Source organism: Janthinobacterium sp. GW460-12-1-14-LB5 (assembly GCF_059423585.1).
In genome coordinates this window covers 40087-61704 of sequence record NZ_JBWKYD010000015.1, presented here as the reverse complement: position 1 = coordinate 61704, position 21618 = coordinate 40087, and the positions used below count along the sequence as shown (strand labels likewise).

General features: G+C 61.2%; 24 protein-coding genes and 1 tRNA gene. 11 read left to right on the top strand and 14 right to left on the bottom strand.

What is annotated here, in order from left to right; all coding sequences use genetic code 11:
- Positions 1–75: 75 nt before the first annotated feature.
- A complete protein-coding gene (locus AC07X6_RS16795; RefSeq protein WP_494791691.1) occupies positions 76–717 on the top strand; it encodes a DUF4304 domain-containing protein in 642 nt (213 codons plus the stop codon).
- A gap of 186 nt (positions 718–903) precedes the next feature.
- Here the strand turns inward: AC07X6_RS16795 and AC07X6_RS16790 are convergent, their stop codons facing one another.
- Positions 904–1125: an ATP-binding protein gene (locus AC07X6_RS16790; RefSeq protein ID WP_494791690.1), complete on the bottom strand. Its 222-nt coding sequence runs from the start codon at positions 1123–1125 to the stop codon at positions 904–906.
- 98 nt (positions 1126–1223) lie between these two features.
- Here AC07X6_RS16790 and AC07X6_RS16785 point away from each other — a divergent pair, with 98 nt between their 5' ends.
- Positions 1224–2528: an SIR2 family NAD-dependent protein deacylase gene (locus tag AC07X6_RS16785; RefSeq protein ID WP_494791689.1), complete on the top strand. Its 1305-nt coding sequence runs from the start codon at positions 1224–1226 to the stop codon at positions 2526–2528.
- Between the two features lie 333 nt (positions 2529–2861).
- On the opposite strand, the gene AC07X6_RS16780 is transcribed toward AC07X6_RS16785, so the two are convergent.
- Both AC07X6_RS16780 and AC07X6_RS16775 read right to left on the bottom strand, forming a co-directional pair.
- Complete coding sequence (locus AC07X6_RS16780; protein ID WP_494791688.1) at positions 2862–3233, bottom strand: SRPBCC family protein; 372 nt, start codon at positions 3231–3233, stop codon at positions 2862–2864.
- A tRNA-OTHER gene (locus tag AC07X6_RS16775) sits at positions 3196–3278 on the bottom strand. The genes AC07X6_RS16780 and AC07X6_RS16775 overlap by 38 nt, the downstream gene beginning before the upstream one ends.
- A 244-nt stretch (positions 3279–3522) precedes the next feature.
- Here AC07X6_RS16775 and AC07X6_RS16770 point away from each other — a divergent pair.
- The 4 genes from AC07X6_RS16770 to AC07X6_RS16755 are packed head-to-tail and all read left to right on the top strand — an operon-like array spanning position 3523 to position 8137.
- Positions 3523–3957 carry a MarR family winged helix-turn-helix transcriptional regulator gene (locus AC07X6_RS16770; protein ID WP_494791687.1) on the top strand — a complete coding sequence of 145 codons (435 nt, stop codon included), beginning with the start codon at positions 3523–3525 and terminating at the stop codon, positions 3955–3957.
- Between the two features lie 41 nt (positions 3958–3998).
- A complete protein-coding gene (locus AC07X6_RS16765) occupies positions 3999–5504 on the top strand; it encodes a DHA2 family efflux MFS transporter permease subunit (protein ID WP_171985157.1) in 1506 nt (501 codons plus the stop codon).
- Positions 5505–5521: 17 nt separating this feature from the next.
- Positions 5522–6955, top strand: coding sequence for an efflux transporter outer membrane subunit (locus AC07X6_RS16760; protein WP_494791686.1), 1434 nt, complete (start codon positions 5522–5524; stop codon positions 6953–6955).
- 21 nt (positions 6956–6976) lie between these two features.
- Entirely contained in the window at positions 6977–8137 is a 1161-nt protein-coding gene (locus AC07X6_RS16755; RefSeq protein ID WP_494791685.1) for an HlyD family secretion protein, read from the top strand.
- A 73-nt stretch (positions 8138–8210) separates the two neighbouring features.
- Here the strand turns inward: AC07X6_RS16755 and fusA are convergent, their stop codons facing one another.
- Positions 8211–10319, bottom strand: coding sequence for an elongation factor G (fusA, locus tag AC07X6_RS16750; protein ID WP_494791684.1), 2109 nt, complete (start codon positions 10317–10319; stop codon positions 8211–8213).
- A 284-nt stretch (positions 10320–10603) separates the two neighbouring features.
- Here fusA and AC07X6_RS16745 point away from each other — a divergent pair, with 284 nt between their 5' ends.
- Positions 10604–11722 carry a phospholipase A gene (locus tag AC07X6_RS16745; protein WP_494791683.1) on the top strand — a complete coding sequence of 373 codons (1119 nt, stop codon included), beginning with the start codon at positions 10604–10606 and terminating at the stop codon, positions 11720–11722.
- A 64-nt stretch (positions 11723–11786) separates the two neighbouring features.
- Here AC07X6_RS16745 and AC07X6_RS16740 read toward each other — a convergent pair whose 3' ends face one another.
- From AC07X6_RS16740 to AC07X6_RS16710, 7 genes are all read right to left on the bottom strand, one after another.
- On the bottom strand, positions 11787–11984 hold the full coding sequence (locus tag AC07X6_RS16740; protein WP_070218341.1) for a hypothetical protein: 198 nt from the start codon (positions 11982–11984) through the stop codon (positions 11787–11789).
- Positions 11985–12136: 152 nt separating this feature from the next.
- Entirely contained in the window at positions 12137–12385 is a 249-nt protein-coding gene (locus AC07X6_RS16735) for a hypothetical protein (protein ID WP_230537624.1), read from the bottom strand.
- A 100-nt stretch (positions 12386–12485) separates the two neighbouring features.
- Complete coding sequence (locus tag AC07X6_RS16730; protein WP_474291308.1) at positions 12486–13409, bottom strand: class I SAM-dependent methyltransferase; 924 nt, start codon at positions 13407–13409, stop codon at positions 12486–12488.
- 254 nt (positions 13410–13663) lie between these two features.
- A complete protein-coding gene (locus AC07X6_RS16725; RefSeq protein WP_494791682.1) occupies positions 13664–14314 on the bottom strand; it encodes an ankyrin repeat domain-containing protein in 651 nt (216 codons plus the stop codon).
- Positions 14315–14330: 16 nt separating this feature from the next.
- Positions 14331–15110: a TatD family hydrolase gene (locus tag AC07X6_RS16720; protein WP_494791681.1), complete on the bottom strand. Its 780-nt coding sequence runs from the start codon at positions 15108–15110 to the stop codon at positions 14331–14333.
- Positions 15111–15192: 82 nt separating this feature from the next.
- Positions 15193–15540 carry a hypothetical protein gene (locus AC07X6_RS16715; protein ID WP_494791680.1) on the bottom strand — a complete coding sequence of 116 codons (348 nt, stop codon included), beginning with the start codon at positions 15538–15540 and terminating at the stop codon, positions 15193–15195.
- A 47-nt stretch (positions 15541–15587) separates the two neighbouring features.
- Positions 15588–15974, bottom strand: a complete 387-nt coding sequence (locus tag AC07X6_RS16710; RefSeq protein WP_494791679.1) for a VOC family protein — start codon at positions 15972–15974, stop codon at positions 15588–15590.
- A gap of 152 nt (positions 15975–16126) precedes the next feature.
- On the opposite strand from AC07X6_RS16710, the gene AC07X6_RS16705 reads away from it, so the two are divergent.
- Positions 16127–16486 carry a hypothetical protein gene (locus tag AC07X6_RS16705; RefSeq protein WP_230537619.1) on the top strand — a complete coding sequence of 120 codons (360 nt, stop codon included), beginning with the start codon at positions 16127–16129 and terminating at the stop codon, positions 16484–16486.
- A gap of 60 nt (positions 16487–16546) precedes the next feature.
- On the opposite strand, the gene AC07X6_RS16700 is transcribed toward AC07X6_RS16705, so the two are convergent.
- Genes AC07X6_RS16700 through mltG form a run of 3 tightly spaced genes read right to left on the bottom strand, consistent with a single transcriptional unit; the run spans position 16547 to position 19258 of the window.
- Positions 16547–17575 (bottom strand): DNA polymerase III subunit delta', encoded by a 1029-nt coding sequence (locus AC07X6_RS16700; protein WP_230537618.1) that lies wholly within the window; start codon positions 17573–17575, stop codon positions 16547–16549.
- Between the two features lie 15 nt (positions 17576–17590).
- Positions 17591–18232: a dTMP kinase gene (tmk, locus tag AC07X6_RS16695; protein ID WP_494791678.1), complete on the bottom strand. Its 642-nt coding sequence runs from the start codon at positions 18230–18232 to the stop codon at positions 17591–17593.
- 39 nt (positions 18233–18271) lie between these two features.
- Entirely contained in the window at positions 18272–19258 is a 987-nt protein-coding gene (mltG, locus tag AC07X6_RS16690) for an endolytic transglycosylase MltG (protein WP_230537616.1), read from the bottom strand.
- A 176-nt stretch (positions 19259–19434) separates the two neighbouring features.
- Here mltG and ygfZ point away from each other — a divergent pair, with 176 nt between their 5' ends.
- The 3 genes from ygfZ to AC07X6_RS16675 are packed head-to-tail and all read left to right on the top strand — an operon-like array spanning position 19435 to position 21576.
- Entirely contained in the window at positions 19435–20550 is a 1116-nt protein-coding gene (gene ygfZ, locus AC07X6_RS16685; RefSeq protein WP_494791677.1) for a CAF17-like 4Fe-4S cluster assembly/insertion protein YgfZ, read from the top strand.
- 7 nt (positions 20551–20557) lie between these two features.
- Entirely contained in the window at positions 20558–20848 is a 291-nt protein-coding gene (locus tag AC07X6_RS16680) for a DUF4936 family protein (RefSeq protein WP_230537614.1), read from the top strand.
- A complete protein-coding gene (locus AC07X6_RS16675) occupies positions 20839–21576 on the top strand; it encodes an NRDE family protein (RefSeq protein ID WP_494791676.1) in 738 nt (245 codons plus the stop codon). Before AC07X6_RS16680 ends, AC07X6_RS16675 begins: the two co-directional genes overlap by 10 nt.
- The last annotated feature ends 42 nt before the right edge of the window (positions 21577–21618 follow it).

Here is a 21618-nt window from a genome sequence, read left to right as displayed (position 1 = left end):
ATTTCGCGCAGCATTACGGTCTGGCTCTACGCTATGTCTACCAGTAGCCTGTTACTTTGAATTTTGGGAAACACAATGTCCATTGAAACTACGCGTATCGAAACCATTATCAAGGTTCACTTGGCTCCAGAACTTCGTGCAGAAGGCTTTACGGGATCTGGAAGGACGTTCCGCCGCACTCGGGATGGTCAAATCCATGTGGTCAATATTCAGGGGTCGAGCTACGGAGGACAGTTCGCGATCAATCTTGCTATTCAACCAGTTGCAGTTCCTGATGTACTAGGTAACGCACCCGCCCCAAAGAAGATCGCTGAGTCCGCGTGTGAGTTCAGGAGGCGATTGTCGGAATCCGGGGCAGATCAGTGGTGGCGCTATGATGATCAGGCATCACTTGAAAGGGCAATGAACGATGCAGCCAAGGTCTACGTGGCATACGGTCGCCCGGTGTTTGACACGATGTCGATGCCGCCCTCTCCACTCGACACAATGAAAGTGGAACACTTGGTGGAAGGTCCGATGGAGTTCAGTGGATTTGGGATAACGAACGTTCGCTTAGCTCTTGTACTCGCGCGTCTGCGCGAAGTGGAAGGGAGAATCCGCGATGCCGTTTCATTTGCAACGTACGGACTCCAACATGCAATCAATGCATTTGGACTTAGATCGGAACTGGAGCGAATCGCAGCACTGCCCCATAGTCCGCCGGACCAAGTAAGCTAGCGGCACTAGTATCCAGAACATCGGAACGCTGCTCTGAGTCTTTACCAATGTCCCCAATGGGGCTGAAACCGCCGACGACGGCAGCCGGCCAAAAGCGGAAGTTGGTTCAGCCTAGTTCCGCAGTAGGATCGCTGAACGCATTTTTCCACCGAGGTCAGTCGTGTTTTTAGTTGTGTTGTCACGTAATTAGGTGGAATTGACAGCTGCCGCCCACCAGCATTGGACCCGAGGTGCTGTGATGGGGCTCCTGGACGGGCGTACCTTCCAGTGCGCCATATTGAAAGAGCCGGCCAGGGAGCGCACCGCTGCCGATTCCGGCGCTTCCTCGTCGCTCTTGGGCGGCAAGAGACTGGCAAAGCGGGTGGCCAGCGTGGTCTTGCCCGAGCCGGGCAGACCGACCAACAGCATGGTGGGTCAATAGAACCCCATATTGGTTTTTCCTTGCAGAATCCGAACATATCACACATAGTATTGCACTGGTGAAACTATATGGGTAACAAAAAGTCATGAGCGCTTATTTCGATATCGCCTACGCTGCTGCCACAAGACGGCTTTGCTTGTTCACGGGTACTGGGTTCTCAAAGGCAGTCACGAATAAACTCGCACCGGGATGGCAAGAGCTCCTCGAAGGTGCGTGCGATCCACTGCCTTATGCCGCTGACCTTAGAGCAGCATTGTTTCCGCCTGGAGGGGTCAACCCTTTGAGTTTGGAGGAATCTGCGCAGGTTATTGCTCTTCAACTGAAGAAAATCGGACAGGACATCCATGAGGAAATAGCTAAGCAGATCAAGGCGCTGAAACTTTCCGGTGATAACGCAGTCATATCCGAATTTTTTCAAAAATATCCTCTTCGTATCATCACGACGAATTATGACAAACTTTCTGAGGAACTATGTGGGACGACTAGTTGCCAGTCCATTTCGCCCGGCTTTCCTATTCCTCGGGCCCCGGCCGATGTGAAGGTGTACCATGTCCACGGCTCGGTTGATTGTCCGCGTGATATGGTGGTTACCTCCGATAACTACTTTAAGTTCATGCATGGCGAGTCGTATTTCTCGCGAAAGCTGAGTACTGTGCTCCACGAAAACACAGTCGTGATCTTAGGGTATTCGTTAGGCGATACTAACTTGAAAACGATCATGAACGATTACCGAGCATTTTCACGGAATCACGTTATCGGTGGAAGTCTTTTCTTTGTATCGCGGGGAAAGGTGAATCAGCATGTAAAAGACTACTATGCCCATTGCTACGGCATCAGGGTCATAGATGAGACCACTGTACATCAGTTTTTCAAGGAGCTAACCACTTGGATACCTAAAGGAGAAGATCAGGCTGAGCGTGCACTCCCAGCATTGCAGCGGGTTATCTCTACACGATCCCGGTTCACGGATGACTATATAAAATCCGAATATTCATTCTTTGGGATTACCGCTTCGGTTGCCGCTATTGGTAGGAGTATTGATGATCCCGGAGTTGTGAAAATTCTGGACGGAGCACTACAGAAAAAGATTGGATTCACCGCTATACGGGATGCGTGGCCGCAGTATTCCCATTTAGCCAAATGGCTATGCCATCTAGGGAGTATTTTGGAACTCGAGGGAACTTCCATACAAAAAACCTACTTGGATGCTGTGTTAGCCTCAATGAATACAATGTCAAAGCAACATGCGCCCGGCTATTCTTGGGAAGCCTATAGCTCTTGGGATACTTTATGGGCTGATGTCTTGGCTCCTAACCGCAAATTGATATCAGATTTCATCAACGAACACACTACCGACCGGGACGCGCTGGAAATCGTAGGTCGCGGATAATAGGATGAAATGGCGGTCAATTTCCGCATATGCAAACGCATAGGTTTGAACCCCGTAAAGCATATCAGCCCTACAGGGTGCCTAGAAAGTCGAACTTCCGCTTAGGGGCGAAAGCTGACGCTCCTCAACCGCGAACTGGCAACAGCAAGAAGAATAGGCCCACCCACTCAACCCAGGCTCCCCGGGCCCAGCGGGCCTGAAAAATGGCCAGGGCAAGGCGCGCGGGCGAAGACAGTACGCATGTACGGCGAGCCCAAGCAACGCAGCCATGGCCGTTTTCTCAGGCTCGCGACTCCGGCCCGCAGTTTTTAATAGCCAGCGTTCAATACCATCCTACTGAACACGGGCAAGATACTGTGCCAACTGGCCAAACGTCGCCTTGAACCCCTGCGTCATCGACTCATGCCCTTCCAGGAAAGTCCGATGCTGCTCATCGGTGGCCTTGTGCGGCGTCGACCGCAAAGTCATCGTCGTCTTGCCGTTTTCTTCGGTAAGCGTCATGACATTGAACGATTCCAGCGGCCAGGTCGCGCTGACCGGATGCTGCACGGCATTGCCCTGCTTGTCGGCGAATGACAAAATCGAAACGATGCGTTCAGGCGCTTCGATGGCCTGGTAAGTGAACTTGCCCCACATCTCATAGCCATTGTCGGCGCGCATGCCGTAGTGGAAGACGCCACCGGGCTGCAAGTCCAGCGCCAGCACGCTCAATTCGAAGCCGACGGGGCCCCACCATTGGGCCAGGCGTTCCGGCTCCACCCACGACTGGAACACCAGTTCGCGCGGCGCGTCGAAAGTTTGCGTGATGACAAAGTCGCTGCTGTCGCGGTGCTGGCCGTCCTGCTTCTGTTTTTCCGTCGTCATGCTGTCTCCTGATGGTGGTGGGCTGACTGTTAATGTAACAGCGGCGTAGACAAACGGGAAGGCCTGTACGCCTGCCAAACGGCCATGCTAGAATATTAGTTAGACACCTAACCATTAGACGACTCACCTTATGATTTCTATCGAAGAGCGTTTTTCCGCCGCGCTCCACAAGACGGCGCGCGGCTGGCGCCATGCGATCGACCGGCGCCTGAAAGACCTGGACCTGGGGCAAGCAAGCTGGATGTGCATTGCCATGATCGCCAAATCGCCGCAGCCGCCCTCGCAAAGCGAGCTGGCCCATCAATTGGGCGTGGAAAACCCCACCATGGTGTCGATGCTGGACCGGCTCGTGAAATCGGGCTTCGTGCAGCGCCAGCCGTCGGCAACGGACCGCCGCGTCAAGCTGGTGGTACTGACCGAGGCGGGCCTGCAGGTGTATGACACCGTGCGCAAGGAAGCGGACGGCTTCCGCAAGGAGCTGCTGCAGGGCATTGACCCCGATCAACTACGCGCCGCCACCGAACTGCTGGAAGCGCTGCAGGCGGCGACGGAGAAGTTTGCGTGACTTCCCTTCCAGCCTCGCAAGACCCCACGCTGAACCGGCGCATGATCACGATTTCGATCATGCTCGCCACCATCATCCAGGCGCTCGACGGCACCATCGCCAACGTCGCCCTGCCCCACATGCAGGGCAGCCTTTCCGCCTCACAAGACCAGATCACCTGGGTGCTGACCTCCTTCATCGTCGCCGCCGCCATTGCCACGCCCCTGACGGGCTGGCTGTGCGACCGCTTCGGCCAGAAAAACACCTTTCTCGTCTCCGTGGCCGGCTTTACGCTCGCCTCCGTGCTGTGCGGCCTGTCCGGCACCCTGTCCGAGATCGTCGCCGCCCGTTTGCTGCAGGGCGTGTTCGGCGCGGCGCTGGTGCCGCTGTCGCAGGCGGTCTTGCTCGATATCAATCCGCGCGAAAAACACGGCTCGGCCATGGCCATCTGGGGCATGGGCGTGATGATCGGCCCCATCCTGGGTCCGACCTTGGGCGGCTGGCTGACGGACAGCTACAGCTGGCGCTGGGTCTTCTTCATCAACATCCCCATCGGCGCCATGGCCTTCTATGGCATCTGGCGCTACATCCGCAAGGATCCGCCCAACCGCCGCATGAACTTTGACATGTTCGGCTTCGCCACCCTGAGCCTGTCCATCGGCGCGCTGCAGATGCTGCTGGACCGGGGCGAGCAGAACGACTGGTTTTCTTCCACGGAAACGTGGATCGAAGCCATCGTGCTGGCCATGAGCCTCTGTTATTTCATCGCCCACACGGCCCTGCGGCCGGCCGGCAAGTCCTTTCTCGACTACCGCCTGCTGAAGAATTCGAACTATGTGAGCGGCTTGCTGTTCATCTTCATCGTCGGCATGGTGCTGTTCGCCACCCGAGCGCTGACGCCGTCGATGCTGCAAGGCTTGATGAACTACCCGGCAGCGATTGCCGGCCTGGTGACGGCGCCCAGCGGCCTGGGCACGATGCTGGCCATGCTGATCGTCGGCAGGCTCACCGGCAAGATCGATACGCGCATCCTGCTGGGCGTGGGCTTTTCCATTACCGCGTTTTCGCTGTGGCAAATGGCCAATTTCACCCTGGACCTGGTGCCGAAGACGGTCGTGTGGAACGGCATCATCCAGGGCATCGGCCTGGGCCTCGTCTTCGTACCGCTGAGCGCGGCCACGTTTGCCACCCTGTCGCCGCAGATGCGGGCGGAAGGCACGGCCATCTACAGCCTGGTGCGCAACATCGGCAGCAGCATCGGCATCGCCCTCGTGCAAACCTTGTTGGTGCGCAATACACAGATCGCCCATGCCTCCCTGACGGAACACATCAATATTGCCAACCCTGCCCTGCATGACCCCGGCATCGCCCAGGTGTTCGACCTGGGCACGAGCACGGGCATGGCGGCGCTGAATGGCGAAATCACGCGGCAGGCGTCGATGATCGCCTACCTCGACGACTTCTGGCTGATGATGTGGCTGACCATCCTCGTGCTGCCGCTCTTGCTCCTGATCAAACCACCGAAGAAAAATGCGCCTGTCGTGGTCGACCACGCGGCCATGGAATAACCCTCATGCACACACCGATGAAACTCTCCCTCAGCGTCCTGGCGCTCAGTCTATCCCTGGCCGGCTGCGCCAGCATTGCGCCCGACACGCAGCAGTTGCCGCAGCAAGACCTGGCCACCGTGCAACTGGCGGCCGACATCCACCTGGCCAGCGAAGGCTGGCCCGCCGCCCAGTGGTGGCGCCAGTTCCGGGACGATCAGCTGGATCAGCTGATCGAACAGGCGCTGTCCGCCAGCCCGAACCTGGCGGTGGCGAATGCCCGCATCGGCTCGGCCCTGTCCGCGTTTGACGCCCAGCATGCGGAGCGCGGCCCCAGGGTCGACCTGGGAGCCAACGCCAGCCGCCAGCGCTATTCGGGCAATGGCTTGATGCCTGCCCCCATCGGCGGCAATTACTACAACGAGGTCACGGTGGGCGTGCAAGCCCATTACGACCTGGACTGGTGGGGCAAGCACAAGGCGCAGATCGCCGCCAGCCTCGGTGAAGTCAACGCGCGGCGCGCCGAATACGCGATGGCGGAACAGATGCTGGCAGCCGAGATCGCCCGCCACTACTTCAGCATGCAAAACGGCTGGGCACGCATGAACAACCTGCATGCACTGGTGCAACTGCAGCAGCTGCTGGTGCTGGACAAGGAAAAACGCATCGCCAACGGCCTCGGCGTCAGCGACGACCATCTGTCCGCGCAAACGCGTTTGAGCTTGCTGCAGCAACAGATCGCCCTGCTGGAAACGCAGGTCGTCACGGAACGGGAAGCCTTGCGCGCGCTGTTGGGTGCGGATGCCTCGGCCCTGTCCAGCCTGCAGCCGAAACAGGCGCAGCCGCTGCCGCACGCCCTGCCCGGCAAGCTGGGCATGGAATTGCTGGCACGCCGGCCCGATTTGCAGGCGGCGCGCTGGAGAGTACAGGCGGCCATGAGCAAGATCGAGGCGGCGCAAGCGTCGTTCTACCCCGATATCGACCTGGGGGCCTCGTTCGGCCTCGATGCGATCAGGCTGGGCAAGCTGCTGCAATCGGGCAGCCGCACCCTGTTCATCGGCCCGGCCCTGTCGCTGCCCCTGTTCGACAGCGGCCGCCTGCAGGCCCAGCTTGCCGGCGCGCGCAGCGAACGCAACGAGCTGATCGTTGACTACAACCAGAATGTCTTCAATGTCGTGCGCGACGTGGCGCAGGCCGGTGCCAGGGTGCAAGGCGTGGAAAACCAGCTGCGGCTGCAGCAGGAAAGCCTGCGCGCCAGCGAAGCGCAGTTGCGCAACGCGAATGCGCGGCTCAAGCAAGGTCTGGCCGACCGCGCCACGCAACTGAACGCGGAAATGACCGTGCGCGGCCAGGTGGACCTGGGCATGCAGCTGCAAAACCAGCGCCAGGACGCGGAAATCGGCCTGACCGTGGCCCTGGGCGGCGGCTACCGGGGCAGCAGCGACTTTGCCGCCACGACGACTAAACAATAACCATCGATTACGGAACACATCATGAGCAACGACACCACAGCCAGCAATGACAACCCCGGCAAGCGCAAGGCCGTCCTGATCGCCATCACGGCCGCCTTTGTCGTGGCGGGCGCGGCCTGGGCAGCTTATTATCAATTAGTGCTGGCCAGGGAAGAAGTCACGGACAACGCCTATGTGGGCGGCAACCTCGTCACCCTGTCCGCGCAAGTGACGGGCAATGTCGACGCCATCCGCGCCGACGAGACGCAGATGGTCAAGGCGGGCGCCCCGCTGATCACGCTGAACGCCATCGATGCAGACCTGGCCCTGAGCCAGGCGCAGGCACGGCTGGGCAACGTCGTGCGCCAGGAGCGCGAACGCTATGCCAGCGTGGCGCAGTACGACGCCGTCATCGAGCAGCGCCGCCTGGCCCTGGCCACGGCGCAGGGCAACCTTTCTCGCCGCGCGCCGCTGGCGGCGGACCAGACGATCTCGGGCGAAGACCTTGCCCATGCAAAACAGGCCGTCGATGACGCGAAAGCGGCCTTGATGGTGGCGCAGCGCCAGGCCGAATCCGCCAAATCGGGCGTGGCGGGCGTCAGCCTGGCCAGCCATCCGGCCGTGCTGTCGGCCCGGGGCGACGTGCTGCAGGCGTGGCTGGCCGTGCGCCGCAACGCCGTGGTCGCGCCCGTCTCGGGCTATGTGGCCAAGCGCAGCGTGCAGCTGGGCACGCACGTGACGCCGGGCACGCCGCTGATGTCCATCGTGCCGCTCGATCAATTATGGGTCGATGCGAACTTCAAGGAGTCCGAATTGCGCAATATCCGTGTCGGCCAGGCGGCCACGATCGAAACGGATTTGTATGGCAGCAAGGTGGTGTACCGCGGCAAGGTGCTGGGCATGTCGGCCGGCACGGGCAGCGCGTTTTCGCTGTTGCCGGCGCAAAACGCCACGGGCAACTGGATCAAGGTGGTGCAGCGCGTGCCCGTGCGCATCACCCTGGACCCGAAGGAATTGGCCGCCCACCCGCTGCGCATCGGCCTGTCGACGACGGTGACGGTCGACACGAGCCATGGCGAAGGGGCAACGCTGGATCAGCCGATGGCGGCATCGACCGTCTACACGACCCAGGCGCTGAGCCAGCCCGTGGATGAGGCGGAGAAGATGGCCGATGCGATTATTGCGCAAAACCTCGCACACTAGACCCAACTGCGACGACTGGGGTCGTACCCTGCAGGGTACGACCCCGGCATTTGCCATTCGGGTTTGATTATATTTACTTCGCCTTCCCCGCCGCGGCCACCTGGTCCAGTATATGCTTGGGCACGGCCGCATAGTGCTTGAATTCCATCGTGTAAGTAGCGCGGCCCTGAGTCAATGAACGCAAGGTTGTCGAGTAGCCGAACATTTCCGCCAGCGGCACCAGGGCCTTGACGATGCGCCCCGCGCCGCCGGGGATGTCGTCGACGCCCTGCACCATGCCGCGCCGGGCCGTCAGGTCGCCCATGACGTTGCCCATGAATTCTTCCGGCGTTTCCGCCTCCACCTGCATCATCGGCTCCAGCAGCACGGGCGACGCCTTGCGCATGCCGTCCTTGAAGGCGATGGAGCCGGCCATGCGAAAGGCGTTTTCGTTGGAATCGACGTCGTGGTAGGAACCGAACGTCAATGTCGCCTTCACATCGACGACCGGGTAGCCGGCCAGCACGCCCGCCTTCAGGGTTTCGATGATGCCCTTGTCGACGGCGGGGATGAATTCGCGCGGCACGACGCCGCCCTTGATGGCGTCGACGAACTGGTAGCCCGTGCCCGGCTCCAGCGGTTCGAGTTTCAGCACCACGTGGCCGTACTGGCCCCGTCCGCCCGATTGCTTGACGAACTTGCCCTCGATATCGTCCACCGTGCGCGTGATGGTTTCGCGGTATGCCACCTGGGGCTTGCCCACGTTTGCTTCCACGCCGAATTCGCGCCGCATGCGGTCGACCAGAATTTCCAGGTGCAGTTCTCCCATGCCCGACATGATGGTCTGGCCCGATTCCTCGTCCGTATGCACCCTGAACGACGGGTCTTCCTGCGCCAGGCGGTTCAGGGCGATGCCCATCTTTTCCTGGTCCGGCTTGGTCTTCGGTTCGACCGCCTGGGAAATCACGGGTTCCGGGAAGATCATCTTTTCCAGCACGATGATGTGGTCGATGGCGCACAGGGTGTCGCCCGTGGTGACGGCTTTCAGGCCCACGGCGGCGGCGATGTCGCCCGCATACACTTCCTTGATTTCCTTGCGCTCGTTCGCATGCATCTGCAGGATGCGCCCCAGCCGCTCGCGCGCGCTCTTGGTGGGGTTGTAGACCATGTCGCCCGAGTTCACCACGCCCGAATACACGCGGAAGAACGTCAATTGCCCCACGAACGGGTCCGTCATGATCTTGAAGGCCAGCGCGGAGAAATGCTCGTCGTCGGCCGGATGGCGCTCCACTTCCTTGTCGTGCTCGTCGTGGCCCATGATGGGCGGCACTTCCAGCGGCGACGGCAGGTATTCGATGACGGCGTCCAGCATCGCCTGCACGCCCTTGTTTTTAAAAGCGCTGCCGCACAGCATGGGCACGATTTCATTGCGGATGGTGCGCGCGCGCAAGGCTTGCTTGAGTTCCGCTTCCGTGAACGTGTCGCCATTCAGGTAGCGTTCCGTCATCTCCGTGGTGGCCTCGGCCGCGTGCTCGACCATATGCTCATGCCATTCCTGCGCCTGCGCCTGCAAGCTGGCGGGAATCTCGCCATAACTGAACTGCACGCCCTGGCTGGCGTCGTCCCAGGTGATGGCGCGCATTTTCAGCAAGTCGATGACACCCGTGAAGTGCTCTTCCGCGCCGATGGGCAGCTGGATGGGCACGGCCACGCCCTTCAGGCGCTCGGCAATCTGCTTGCGCACGCGCAAGAAATCCGCGCCCACCCGGTCCATCTTGTTGATGAAGGCGATGCGCGGCACATGGTATTTATTGGCCTGGCGCCAGACGGTCTCGGACTGGGGCTGCACGCCGCCGACGGCGTCGTAGACCATCACGGCGCCGTCGAGCACGCGCATCGAACGCTCCACCTCGATCGTGAAATCCACGTGGCCGGGCGTGTCGATGATGTTGATCCGGTGTTCGGGGAAGTTGCCGGCCATGCCTTTCCAGAAGGCCGTGGTGGCGGCCGAGGTGATGGTGATGCCCCGTTCCTGCTCCTGCTCCATCCAGTCCATGGTGGCGGCGCCATTGTGCACTTCGCCGATCTTGTGATTGACCCCCGTATAAAACAGGATGCGCTCGGTGGTGGTGGTCTTGCCGGCGTCGATATGGGCGCTGATGCCAATGTTGCGGTAGCGCTCGATAGGTGTTTTGCGGGTCATCACAATCTCCATGGCTAGCCCGGCACGCCAGTGTTTGCACCGGTTTTCCAGTGTAGCAGACATCGATTTGGACGGCACGGGGGACTAGTTTTTACCATGCGTACAACACTGTTCCCCCCGCGCACGGCTGGCGCACGGGGCAATCGAGGTATTCCGCTATACTTTCAAAACTATTAATCCAACAAAGATTAATCAGGATCAAGACGCACGGTGATTTATCGTGCAAGGCGACGCCGCCGGCATGCAGCCCAGGTGCGCACCGAATGACATGCCCCACTCAGCCTATGACCATCCAACTAAGAAAAATAATCCTCTCCTCCCTGCTGGCGTCGCCAGCGCTGGCCATGGCCGGCGAACTGGAACAGCAAATGCAGCGTTGCGCCGTGCTCGGTGACGCCAGCGCCCGCCTGGGCTGCTTCGACACCCTGGCCAAGGCGGCGGAAAAAGCCACCATCGCCGCTGGCGGCGACCCTGCCACGGCTGCCGTCACCCTGGCAGCAGCCGCCGAGGTCGCCCCGCTCACGTTTGTCAGCCCGCCGGGCGTGGCTACGCCGGACGCCGTCAACGCCGCCATACCCGCCATCGCGCAGGCTGGCGCGGCGCCGCCGGAAGCACCGATTTCGCGCACCCAGCAATCGTGGGAACTGAACGACGCCTCGAAGCGCGGCCTGTTCAACTTCCGCCCGCACCGCGACACTTATTTGCTGCTGGCCAACTACAGCGACGCCTCGAACGATGAACCGTTCCAGGATTTCACGCCGGGCGGCATCAAGAGCCAGCACGTGGAACTGACCTTCCAGCTCAGCTTCAAGATGAAGCTGCTGGAAGACATCGCCGGCACGCCCATCGACATGTGGTTCGGCTATACGCAGCAAAGTTTCTGGCAGGCGTATAACCGCAAGGCATCAAGCCCCTTCCGCGAGACCAATTACCAGCCGGAACTGATGCTGATCTTGCCGATCAACAAGAATTTCGCGGGCCTGGAATTCAATTACCTGAACCTGGGCCTGGTGCACCAGTCGAATGGCCAGACCTCGACCCTGTCGCGCAGTTGGAACCGCGTGTATGCGGAACTGGGCGTGGAAAAAGACAACCTGGCGATCACGGGCCGCGTCTGGCACCGCCTCGACAATAGTGCGACCGACAATGACAATATCGACATCACCGATTACATGGGCCATGGCGACTTGCGCGTAAGCTACCGCAACAAGGGCCATGAATACGCGGTGACGGCGCGCCGCAATTTCAGCAAGAAGCATGGTTCCATGCAGGCCAGCTGGGCTTTCCCGCTGAAGGCCAACCTGAAAGGCTATCTGCAACTGTTTTCTGGCTATGGCCAGAGCTTGATCGACTACAACTATTCGCAGAAATCGATCGGCGCCGGTTTCATGGTCGACCTGTAAGCGGCACGGCAAACAAAAATGGCGCCGAGGGCGCCATTTTTTATGGGAAATCCAGAAATCCAGTTCAGTGCCGTCCGCCGCCCAGCACGCGGGCCGGCAGCATGACGATGGCGCGCAGCAATTCGAACACGCCTTCCACGCCGATGCCGATCAAACGGAATGGCAGCAACAGCAGCCAGGCCAGCGGATACAGCACGAGCGCCAGCAAGGCCAGGGGCCAGCACACCAGCAAGAGCAGCAGCCACAGCACGAATCCCAGCATCGCGTTTCCCCTTAAATGAAATGTGCGGAGCAAGCCGTGCTTGCCCCGCTACCGTGACACCACTATAGTAACGCGCCGCCGGGGCGGCAACGGCCATGCGATGAACGGCACAATGCGGGGATGAACGGTGCAAAAACGGGAATGAACGGGGCTTACTGGCCGACGCAAATCACTTTCGTGACGTATTCATGCGCATTCGGCTTCTTGTTGGCGGCCCATTTGATGGCCTGGTTGGCCTCTTCGATGGTCAGGATGGAGGCCTTGTCCTTCGACTTGATGAAGGATACGCCTTCAAACACGCCTTCCTTGCTGCGCATTACCTTGGCAAACACGGGCGGTTTGGTCTCGCCGTCGCTGATTTTATTCTGTTGCACGAGGTAACGCTGATCGATCTGTTCCATGATAGTAAAACTGTCCAGTGGGTAAAAGACGGAATATACCCTGAATGGACAAACGCCGCAGGATGAAATCGCTGCGGCGTTGCCTTTACATTAATGATACTCAGGCGTAGACGGCGTTCTGCGTGGCAGGCTGCAGGTTGACGTCATAGATGACCTGCGCGCGGATCGACGCTTCCAGCGAGGGTATCGAGCCGCCCGCGCGGTACTGGAAGCTCACTTGCAGCACGTCGCCCGCCTTCACGGCCACCGGCGTGGCCAGCGGCAAGCACATGTAATGGTTCAGCCAGTCGATGGTGGACGAGCGCTCGGGCACCACGGCCAGGATGTTCTTGGTGACGAAACGCAGGGCATTCAAGGTGCCGCTGCGCTCGACGACGAACTTGCCGTCGAAACCGAACACGCTGTCCGTCGGCTGGCTGAAGTCGATGATGCTGTAGACGGACGGCGGCGCCAGTTCCAGCACGCCCGGATGGATGGCCGTGGTTTCCTGGAATTGCACGATGGGCGCATAAAAGCCCTCGAAATCGTATTCCTGCTGCATCGGCTGCACGGCCATGATGACGGCTTCGGGCAGGAAGATGGGCAACGGGCCGCCGAAGCGGGCCAGGTAGCGGCGCTTGAACGATTCGATCACTTCCACCTGCTTTTCGCGCAGCATGCCGACATGGATCATTTCGCAGATGACCACATCGACGGGCTCGGGCGGCAGGTATTCGAAGGCGTCCGCGTGGACGACTTCGACTTTTTCACCGTTCGGGTTGAGCGCCAGCATCTTGCGCGCTTCCTTGACCATGTCCGGATTGAACTCCACGCACCAGACCTTGTCGGCGCGCGCGGCCGCAAACCACGACAGCACGCCCGTGCCGCCGCCCAGCTCCAATACCTTCATGCCGGGTTTCACCGCGTAATCGATCGCCGACTTGAACCCGTGCATGCGGTTCTGGTCCATCAACATATTGTGGTGGTAATGGACGGGGATAAATTGCCCCAGGTAACAACTCTCGATTTCTCGTTCATTCAGCATGTCTGTCCTCTTGGAGTCTGGCTCCGATGGCCGATCGGTTTTGTCATTCCAGAAAGCAGTGATATCGCACGGGCTGCGCGAGGGGCGGCGACAATACAGCCGGCGCCTGACGGTGGTGGAATGGCCCATGCGAAAAATCTCCTGATTAATGCGACACGATCATTATCGTTAATCGCCAGGGAGAGCAAAGGGCTGAGGTGAGAGGCAATTCCATGCCAGTTTTGGCGCTGGCATGGAAAATATTAATACAAAGATTACTTTCTGGCAGCGCGCGCCTTTTGCGCCGCTTCGATGATGGCAACCACGCCCGGCTTGTCGCCGGCCTGGGCGAACTGCACGGCCGTCCAGCCGTGGTCGCTCTTCAGGCTGGCGTCCGCGCCCCAGGACAGCAGCAGCTTGACGGCGCCCTCCTGCCCTTCGCGGGCGGCAAACATCAGCGGCGTGACGTTGGCAGGCGCGCGCGCGTCGACCACGGCATCGCGCTCCAGGAAAATCTTCATGATGGGCAGGTCGCCAGCCGAGGCCGCATAGTGGAGCGCCGTCCAGCCGCTCTGATTGACCTTGGCACCCTTGGCCAGCAAGGCGTTCACCGCGTCCAGCTTGTGTTTATATGCGGCCATCATCAGCGCCGTGTTGCCGTTGGCCGAACGCGCCTCGATATCGATGCCGGGCGTGTCGAGCAGCAGCTTGAACACCTTGTCCGCATCATCGCGCAGAGCCAGCACCAGCGGTATGTCGCCCCGCTGCGCATCGGGCTGGTTCGGATTCATGCCGTCAGCCAGCATGCTGCGCACGCCGCTGTCGTTGTTGACGGAGACGGCGCGGAAGAAGGCGTCCGGTTCCGGCGCCGCGTAGCTGCTGCCAGCGCAGCACAGCAGCATCGCCAACGCGAGTTTTTTCATCATGGCTGACCTTAAGAAGTTATGGCAACTGATTGAATAGCTTGAAGAAATTATCCGTCGTCTGCTTCGCTACCTGATCCAGGGGAATGCCTTTCAAGGTCGACAGGTACTCGGCCACGTGGGCCACGTAGCCCGGTTCGTTCATGCGGCCGCGGAACGGCACGGGCGCCAGGTAGGGCGAATCCGTCTCGATGAGGATGCGCTCGAGCGGCACTTCCAGGGCCACGGCCTGCAAATCCCTGGCGCTCTTGAACGTGACGATGCCGGAAAACGAAATATAGAAACCCATGTCGATGGCGGCGCGCGCCACTTCCAGCGATTCTGTAAAGCAATGCATGACGCCGGCCACGCCGCCGTCGGCCACGCCCGCGCCCTCTTCGCGCATGATGCGGATCGTGTCTTCGCTGGCCGCCCGTGTGTGGATAATCAAGGGTTTACGGGTGATTCTTGAAGCTTTGATGTGCGTGCGGAAACGCTCGCGCTGCCATTCCAGGTCGCCCGTCAGGCGGAAATAGTCGAGGCCCGTCTCGCCGATGGCGATGATCTTCGGGTGGTCGGCCAGCTGGACCAGGTCTTCCACGGACGGTTCAGGCGTGTCCTCGTAATCGGGATGCACGCCGACGGAAGCAAAGATGTGCGGATACTGTTCGGCCAGGGCCAGCACCTGCGGGAAGTCCGGCAGGTCGACGGACACGCACAAGGCATGGGTCACCTTGTTCTCGGCCATCTTGGCGAGAATCTCGGGCATGCGAGCAGCCAGCTCGGGGAAATTGATATGGCAATGGGAATCGATATACATAAGGCGGGATTGTACCGGAGGGAGCGGAATCTGGCAGGGGGAAGGCGCAAATCCGCCCTGCCGGCGACTGCGCCCCCATCCCTCAGGCAAATTCCTCGAAGGGCAGCGGAACCGGGGAAACGAGGAATGACACGCCGTCCCGCTCCTGCTTGACGTGCCAGATGACGATGCCTTGCGTGGAGGTGCGCATGGACAGGGGAAACACGAACGGCGGCAGCCACAGCAGCTCGACCTCGCCATCGCCCTGCCAGCCCAGCGCGTAAAAATGACGGCTGGCCTCTTCGATGTAAGGCAAGGCTTGCTCGCGCGTTCCCAGCACGGCTTCCGGCGCCAGCGCAAACTGGCGGCAATCGATGTGCTCGTAGCCATACGCGTGGAAGGCGCGCATCTTTTCCGGTGCATAATCAATAGCTTTGCTCGGGTAGTTCATGTATTTTCTTTCATGCTCGTATGCGCTCCTGCCAGCGCGTGCGCCGCCTACTGCCCCTCCGGCGGCTGCCACAGCTCCACCTTGTTGCCCTCGGGATCGATGACCCAGCCGAACTGGCCATACTCGGAGTCGGGCGCCTTGTCCAGCACGTTGCACCCCTCGTCGCGCAGGGCTTGCAGCAGCGCGTCGAGGTCGTCGACGCGGTAGTTGATCATGAAGGACGCCTTGCCGGGCGCGAATTGTTCGTTGTCATTGGCCGCGACGGACCAGATGGTGGTGCCGCCAGTGGGTTTGCCCTCGGCATCCGTCCAGCTGAAGGCGGCGCCGCCCCACGGCTGCACGTCCAGACCCAGGTGGCGCTGATACCAGGCGCGCAGGGCGGCCGGGTCTTGCGCGTGGAAAAAGATGCCGCCAATGCCAGTGACTCGTTTCATGCACGCCTCCGTTGCTGTCCAATTCCTTGACTGTAACACCGGGCTCGGGAGGTGGCAATCAGACATGGACGGTAGGCAAAACCGTTATCAAGATGTATAGTTGCTTGCCGACGCGCAGCCATGGGGCGGCGTGCGGATACCTGGAGTGTTGCATGTTGAAAGTTGCCCGTCCCCTGATACTGACACTGCTGGCCTGTCTGGCGCAGACGGCGCATGCCCAGGACAAGCGCGACCTGCCCAAGCCGGCCGCCGATGCGGGCCTGTGCCAGCCCGTCTGCGCCTCGGCGCGCCAGGATTGCCGCGCGCAGGCGCAAGGCGCGACGGAAAACGATAGCAGCCCCATCTTGTCGATGAAGCCCAGCAGCAATCCCTACGTCGCGGCCGGCAGGAATGTCGACGCGCAAGCGGAGCAGCTGCGCCCCACTGAAGCCCAGGCCTTCCGCGCCCGGCGCGCCGAACGCCAGCAAGCGTGCGAAGTGCAGTACCGCAGCTGCACGCGCGCCTGCGGCTAAGTTCCCAGCGCGCCAAGAACCAGACAATCCGGATTAACTTAGCGATGCAAGTGCTTGATTTTATTGGCAGCTTGATGCGTAGTCGAGCAGCATGTCTTCCAGGAACAGCTTGGGCGACAAGGGGTGCTCGGCAATCGCGCGGCGCTCGTTGGCGGCCTTGATGGCGGCCATCAGGCGGCTGACGTTGATGCGGCCGGCCAGCGCTTCCAGCTCGCGCCGGTGGCGCGGGTAGTAGCGGATGGTGCCGGACAGCTTGACGGAAAACACGTCGTACAGCCAGCGCTGCAAGGAAGCCACCAGCGGCGCCAGCGGCGCCTTCTGCAATTTGTCGGCCGCCTTCAGGGCCGCTTCCACGCCCGGATTGGCCAACACTTGCAGCAACTGTTCCGTTTCTTCGCGGCCACCCGATTCGGACTGGGCCAGCGCAGCCAGCGGCGCGCCGCCCTGCTCGCGCAGCCAGCTGTCCGCATCGTTCAAGCCTTGGGCCTTGAGCCAGGTCAAGGCTTGCTCATGGCTGGGCATGGGCAAGGCAAATTTCCTGCAGCGCGACAGGATCGTCGGCAGCAAACGGTCCAGGCTGTTCGATGCCAGCAGGAACAGGGTGCCCGGCGGCGGCTCTTCCAGGGTTTTCAGCAAGGCGTTCGACGCGGGCGTGTTGAGCGCCTCGGCCGGGTACAGCACCACCACGCGCAAGCCTTGCCGGTGCGTGGAAATGTTCATGAAGTCGGCCAGGTTGCGGATCTGCTCAATCTTGATGTCTTTCGACGGCGTCTTGCTCTTGGCGCTTTTCTTCGCGCCCTCGCCCTCTTCGCCGTCGTCGGCCACCTCGTCTTCCAGCGCTTCCGGCCGCACGCGGCGGTAATCGGGATGGTTGCCCTGGCTAAACCAGCCGCACGAGGCGCAGGCGCCGCAGGCATGGCCGTCGGCGCGCACGTCTTCGCACAGCAAGGCTTGCGCGAAATGCTCGATGAAGTCGGCCTTGCCGATGCCTTGCGCGCCATGGAACAAAATGGCGTGCGGCATGCGCGGGCGCAAGGCTTGCAATTGCTGCCACGCGTCCTGTTGCCACGGATAGAGAGAACTGGTCATATTATTCTTTGTCAATCAACGTGTTGCAACACTTTGTTCAAGTAATACATCCAGCAGTTGCGCCAGCTGCACTTGAATATCGGCAATGCTTTGCGTGGAATCGATGATGCGGAAACGTTCGGGGAACTGCGCTGCGCGGCGCAGGTATTCGTTGCGCGTGGCGGCAAAGAAATCGGCCTGCTCCTGCTCGAATTTATCCAGCGCGCGCGTCGCGTCCAGGCGGGCACGGGCAACCTCCAGGGGCACGTCGAACAGGAACGTCAGGTCTGGCTGCAGGTGCGGATGCACCCACGCTTCCAGCTGCTCCATCTTGCGCAAGTCCATGCCGCGCCCGCCACCCTGGTAGGCGAAGCTGGCATCGGTAAAGCGGTCGGAAATGACCCACTCGCCCCGCTCCAGGGCGGGGGCGATGACTTGCGCGATGTGTTCGCGGCGGCTGGCGAACATCAGCAGGGCTTCCGTTTCCAGGTGCATCTTTTCATGCAGCAGCAGTTCGCGCAGCTTTTCGCCCAGGCTGGTGCCGCCCGGTTCGCGCGACGATACGAGGCTTACGCCCCGCTGTCGCAGGTAGTCGGTCACAAAGCCGATATGCGTCGACTTGCCCGCGCCATCGATGCCTTCGAAGGTGATGAAGCGCGGTTGATAGTGTTGTGTCATGAAACTTCTTACTTAATCAGGTGAAATTAGCAGGTGAAATTACCGCTGGTACTGGTTCACGGCGCGGTTATGGTCGGGCAGGTTGGCCGAAAACTGGCTGGTGCCGTCGCCGCGCGCGACGAAATACAGCGCCTGCGTGCGCGCCGGGGCCAGCGCCGCCGTCAGCGATTGCGCGCCAGCCAGGGCAATCGGCGTGGGCGGCAAGCCGCCGCGCGTGTAGGTATTGTACGGGGTGTCCGCTTCCAGGTCGCGTTTGCGGATCTTGCCCTGGTAGTTGTCGCCCATGCCATAGATCACTGTCGGGTCCGTCTGCAGCAGCATGCCCGTCTTGAGGCGGTTGACGAACACGCCGGCGATCATGGCCCGCTCGGATTTCTGTCCCGTCTCCTTTTCCACGATGGACGCCATGATCAGCGCCTCGTACGGGTTTTTATACGGCAAGGCCGGATCGCGCTTGTCCCACGCTTCGGACAGGCGGCCGATCATGGCCGCGTGCGCCTGCCTGAAAATCTGCATTTCGCTGGCGCCCTTGGCGAACAGATAGGTGTCCGGGAAGAACAGGCCTTCCGGCAGCACATATTCCGGGCTGATCTTCGCCATCAGTTCCTTGTCGGACAAGCCCACGGTGTCGTGCTTGAGGCCGGGATGGCTGGCCATGGCCATGCGCATCTGCCTGAAGGTCCAGCCTTCGATGATGGTCAAGGACTCTTGCGCGAACTCGCCCCGCGCCAGCTGCGTGATCAGGCGCTGCGGCGTCGTGCCCGGCTTCAGCTCGTAGGAGCCGGCCTTGATCTTCGAAGTCTTGCCTTCGATGCGCGCCAGCATGTTGAACAGGATGGGCACGATGGGCACGCCCGCGTCCGCGATCTGCTGGCCGGCCGCATGGGCGCCGCTGCCGGGCGCAATCGTAAACGGGATCGCTTCGCCTTCCGTGGTGATGGGCTGCTGCGCCCAGTACACAAAAGTACCACCGACGCCGATGGCGGCGATGACCGAGCTGACTACAAGTTTTTTAAAGAAAGCCATTGTTCCGATTCTTGTGATGCGGACGCTGATGGCCAACGTCCGCTTGTTATGATCGTTCATTTGTGAAGCAAGTGCGCGGAAAGCGGCGCCAACACTGGCAATCTTGCCGCTGCCGACGCAATCTGCGCGACATCACTATAATGAACCCGTAATGATAATGCTTAATCGCTGATCTAATGGAAATTATGAATAACTGGAATCAATTTTTAACCGCCCAAGGCGCCCGCCCCGCTGCCATCGATGGCGCGCCTGACGGCACCGCCCCCATCGCCGCCGCCCCTATCGCCGACTTCGGCCAGTCCCTGACAGTGTCCCAGCTACAAGAAGGTTTTGTCGCGGCCATCACGGACCAGGGCTTGATCGGCCTGAACGGCGACGAGGCAGCCAGTTTCCTGCACGGCCAGCTGACCAACGACGTGGAACACCTGAACCAGGAGCAAGTGCGCCTGGCCGGCTACTGCACGCCGAAAGGCCGGATGCTGGCCAGTTTCCTGATGTGGCGCAACGCCACCACCATTTATCTGCAATTGCCGCGCGCCATACAGCCGGCCATCCAGAAGCGGCTGCAAATGTTCGTGCTGCGCGCCAAGGCCAAGCTGCACGATGCATCGTTTGATGCAGCGAACCAGGTTGTCCTGGGCCTCGGCGGCACGCAAGCCGGCGCGGCACTGTCCGCCTGGTTCCCCGCCCTGCCCGCCACGCCGTTCAGCAAGGTCGAGCACGCGCTGGGCACCCTGCTGCGCGTGGCCGATGCCTTCGGCAGCGCCCGCTATGAATGGCTGACGTCGGCCGCCACGGCGCGCGACGTGTGGCCGCAATTGGCGGAAAAACTGGCCAAGGGCGGCAATGACGCTTGGCAACTGTCCGAGATCCACGCGGGCATCCCGCAGATCACGGCCGCCACGCAAGAGCAATTCGTGCCGCAGATGGTCAATTTCGAGCTGCTGGGCGGCGTCAATTTCAAGAAAGGCTGCTACCCGGGCCAGGAAATCGTCGCGCGCAGCCAGTACCTGGGCAAGCTCAAGCGCCGCACCACCCTCGTCAGCATCGCCGATGCATCCGTCGTGGCCGGCGGTGAACTGTTTGCCGTCAGCGACCCCGAGCAGCCTTGCGGCATGGTCGTCAACGCGGCGCCGAACGGCGTGGGCAGCTTTGACGCCCTCGTCGAAATGAAGCTGGGGGCGATCGAAGAAGGTTCAAGCGCCGCCGGCGCCGTGCGCTACGGCTCGGCCCAGGGCGCTGCCGTGCAGTTCCTGCCCATGCCTTACGTGCTCGACGCACTCGACTTGTGAGAATGCCATGAAAGATTTGTACATTTATTATCAGGTTAAGGAAGAGCACGCCCAGGCGCTGGAAGCCCGGGTGCGCGCCTTGCAGGCGAAACTGGCGGCCGCGTCCGGCGTGGCGCCGCAGCTGAAGCGCCGTCCCGAGGCCAAGGATGGCTTGCAGACGTGGATGGAAATCTATCCCGTCGTCGGCGAAGGCTTTGCGGAATTGCTGGCCAGCGCGGCCGATGAGGCGGGCTTGCTGTCGCTGACGGCCGGCGCGCGCCATACGGAAGTGTTCATGGATTTGCCCCCATGTGCCTGATCGTTTTTGCCTGGAAAGTCAATCCGCACATCCCGCTGATTGCCGCCGCCAACCGCGACGAATTCTACGAACGCGCCAGCGCCCCCGCCGGCGTCTGGCCCGAGCACCCGCAAGTGTATGCGGGCCGCGACCTGCAGGCGGGCGGCAGCTGGATGGGCATCACCCAGGCCGGCAGCGGCAGCTCGCGCTTTGCCGCCATCACGAATATCCGCAGCCCGCAAGACCGCAATCCTGACGCCCCCTCGCGCGGCGCCCTGGTGGCCGACTACCTGGCCGGCGATATATCGCCGCAAGACTATATCGCGCAAATCCGCCCCGGCTGCAAAGCCTACAACGGTTTTAACCTGGTGCTGGGCGACGCGGATACGCTGATCTGGTTTTCCAACCGGGGCGACGGCGATGCGCGCAATGGCCAGCCTTTGGAACCGGGCATCTACGGCCTGTCGAACGCCCTGCTGGACGCGCCGTGGCCGAAGGTCCTGAAGACCAAGGCCCAGTTCGCCAGCCTGCTGTGCCAGGGCGCGCCCGACGAGGCCTATTTCGACATGCTGGCCGACACCACGCGCGCACCGGACTTCCGCTTGCCCGACACGGGCGTGCCGCTCGACCTCGAGCGCGTGCTGTCCGCCGTCTGCATCGACACGCCCGGCTACGGCACGCGCACCTCCACCGTCGTCAAACTGTTCCCGGACTCGCCCGGCGAACTGCATGAGCTGGTGATCCAGTAGGTCAATACTGGGGTCTGACCCGCCGGGTCAGACCCCATGCAC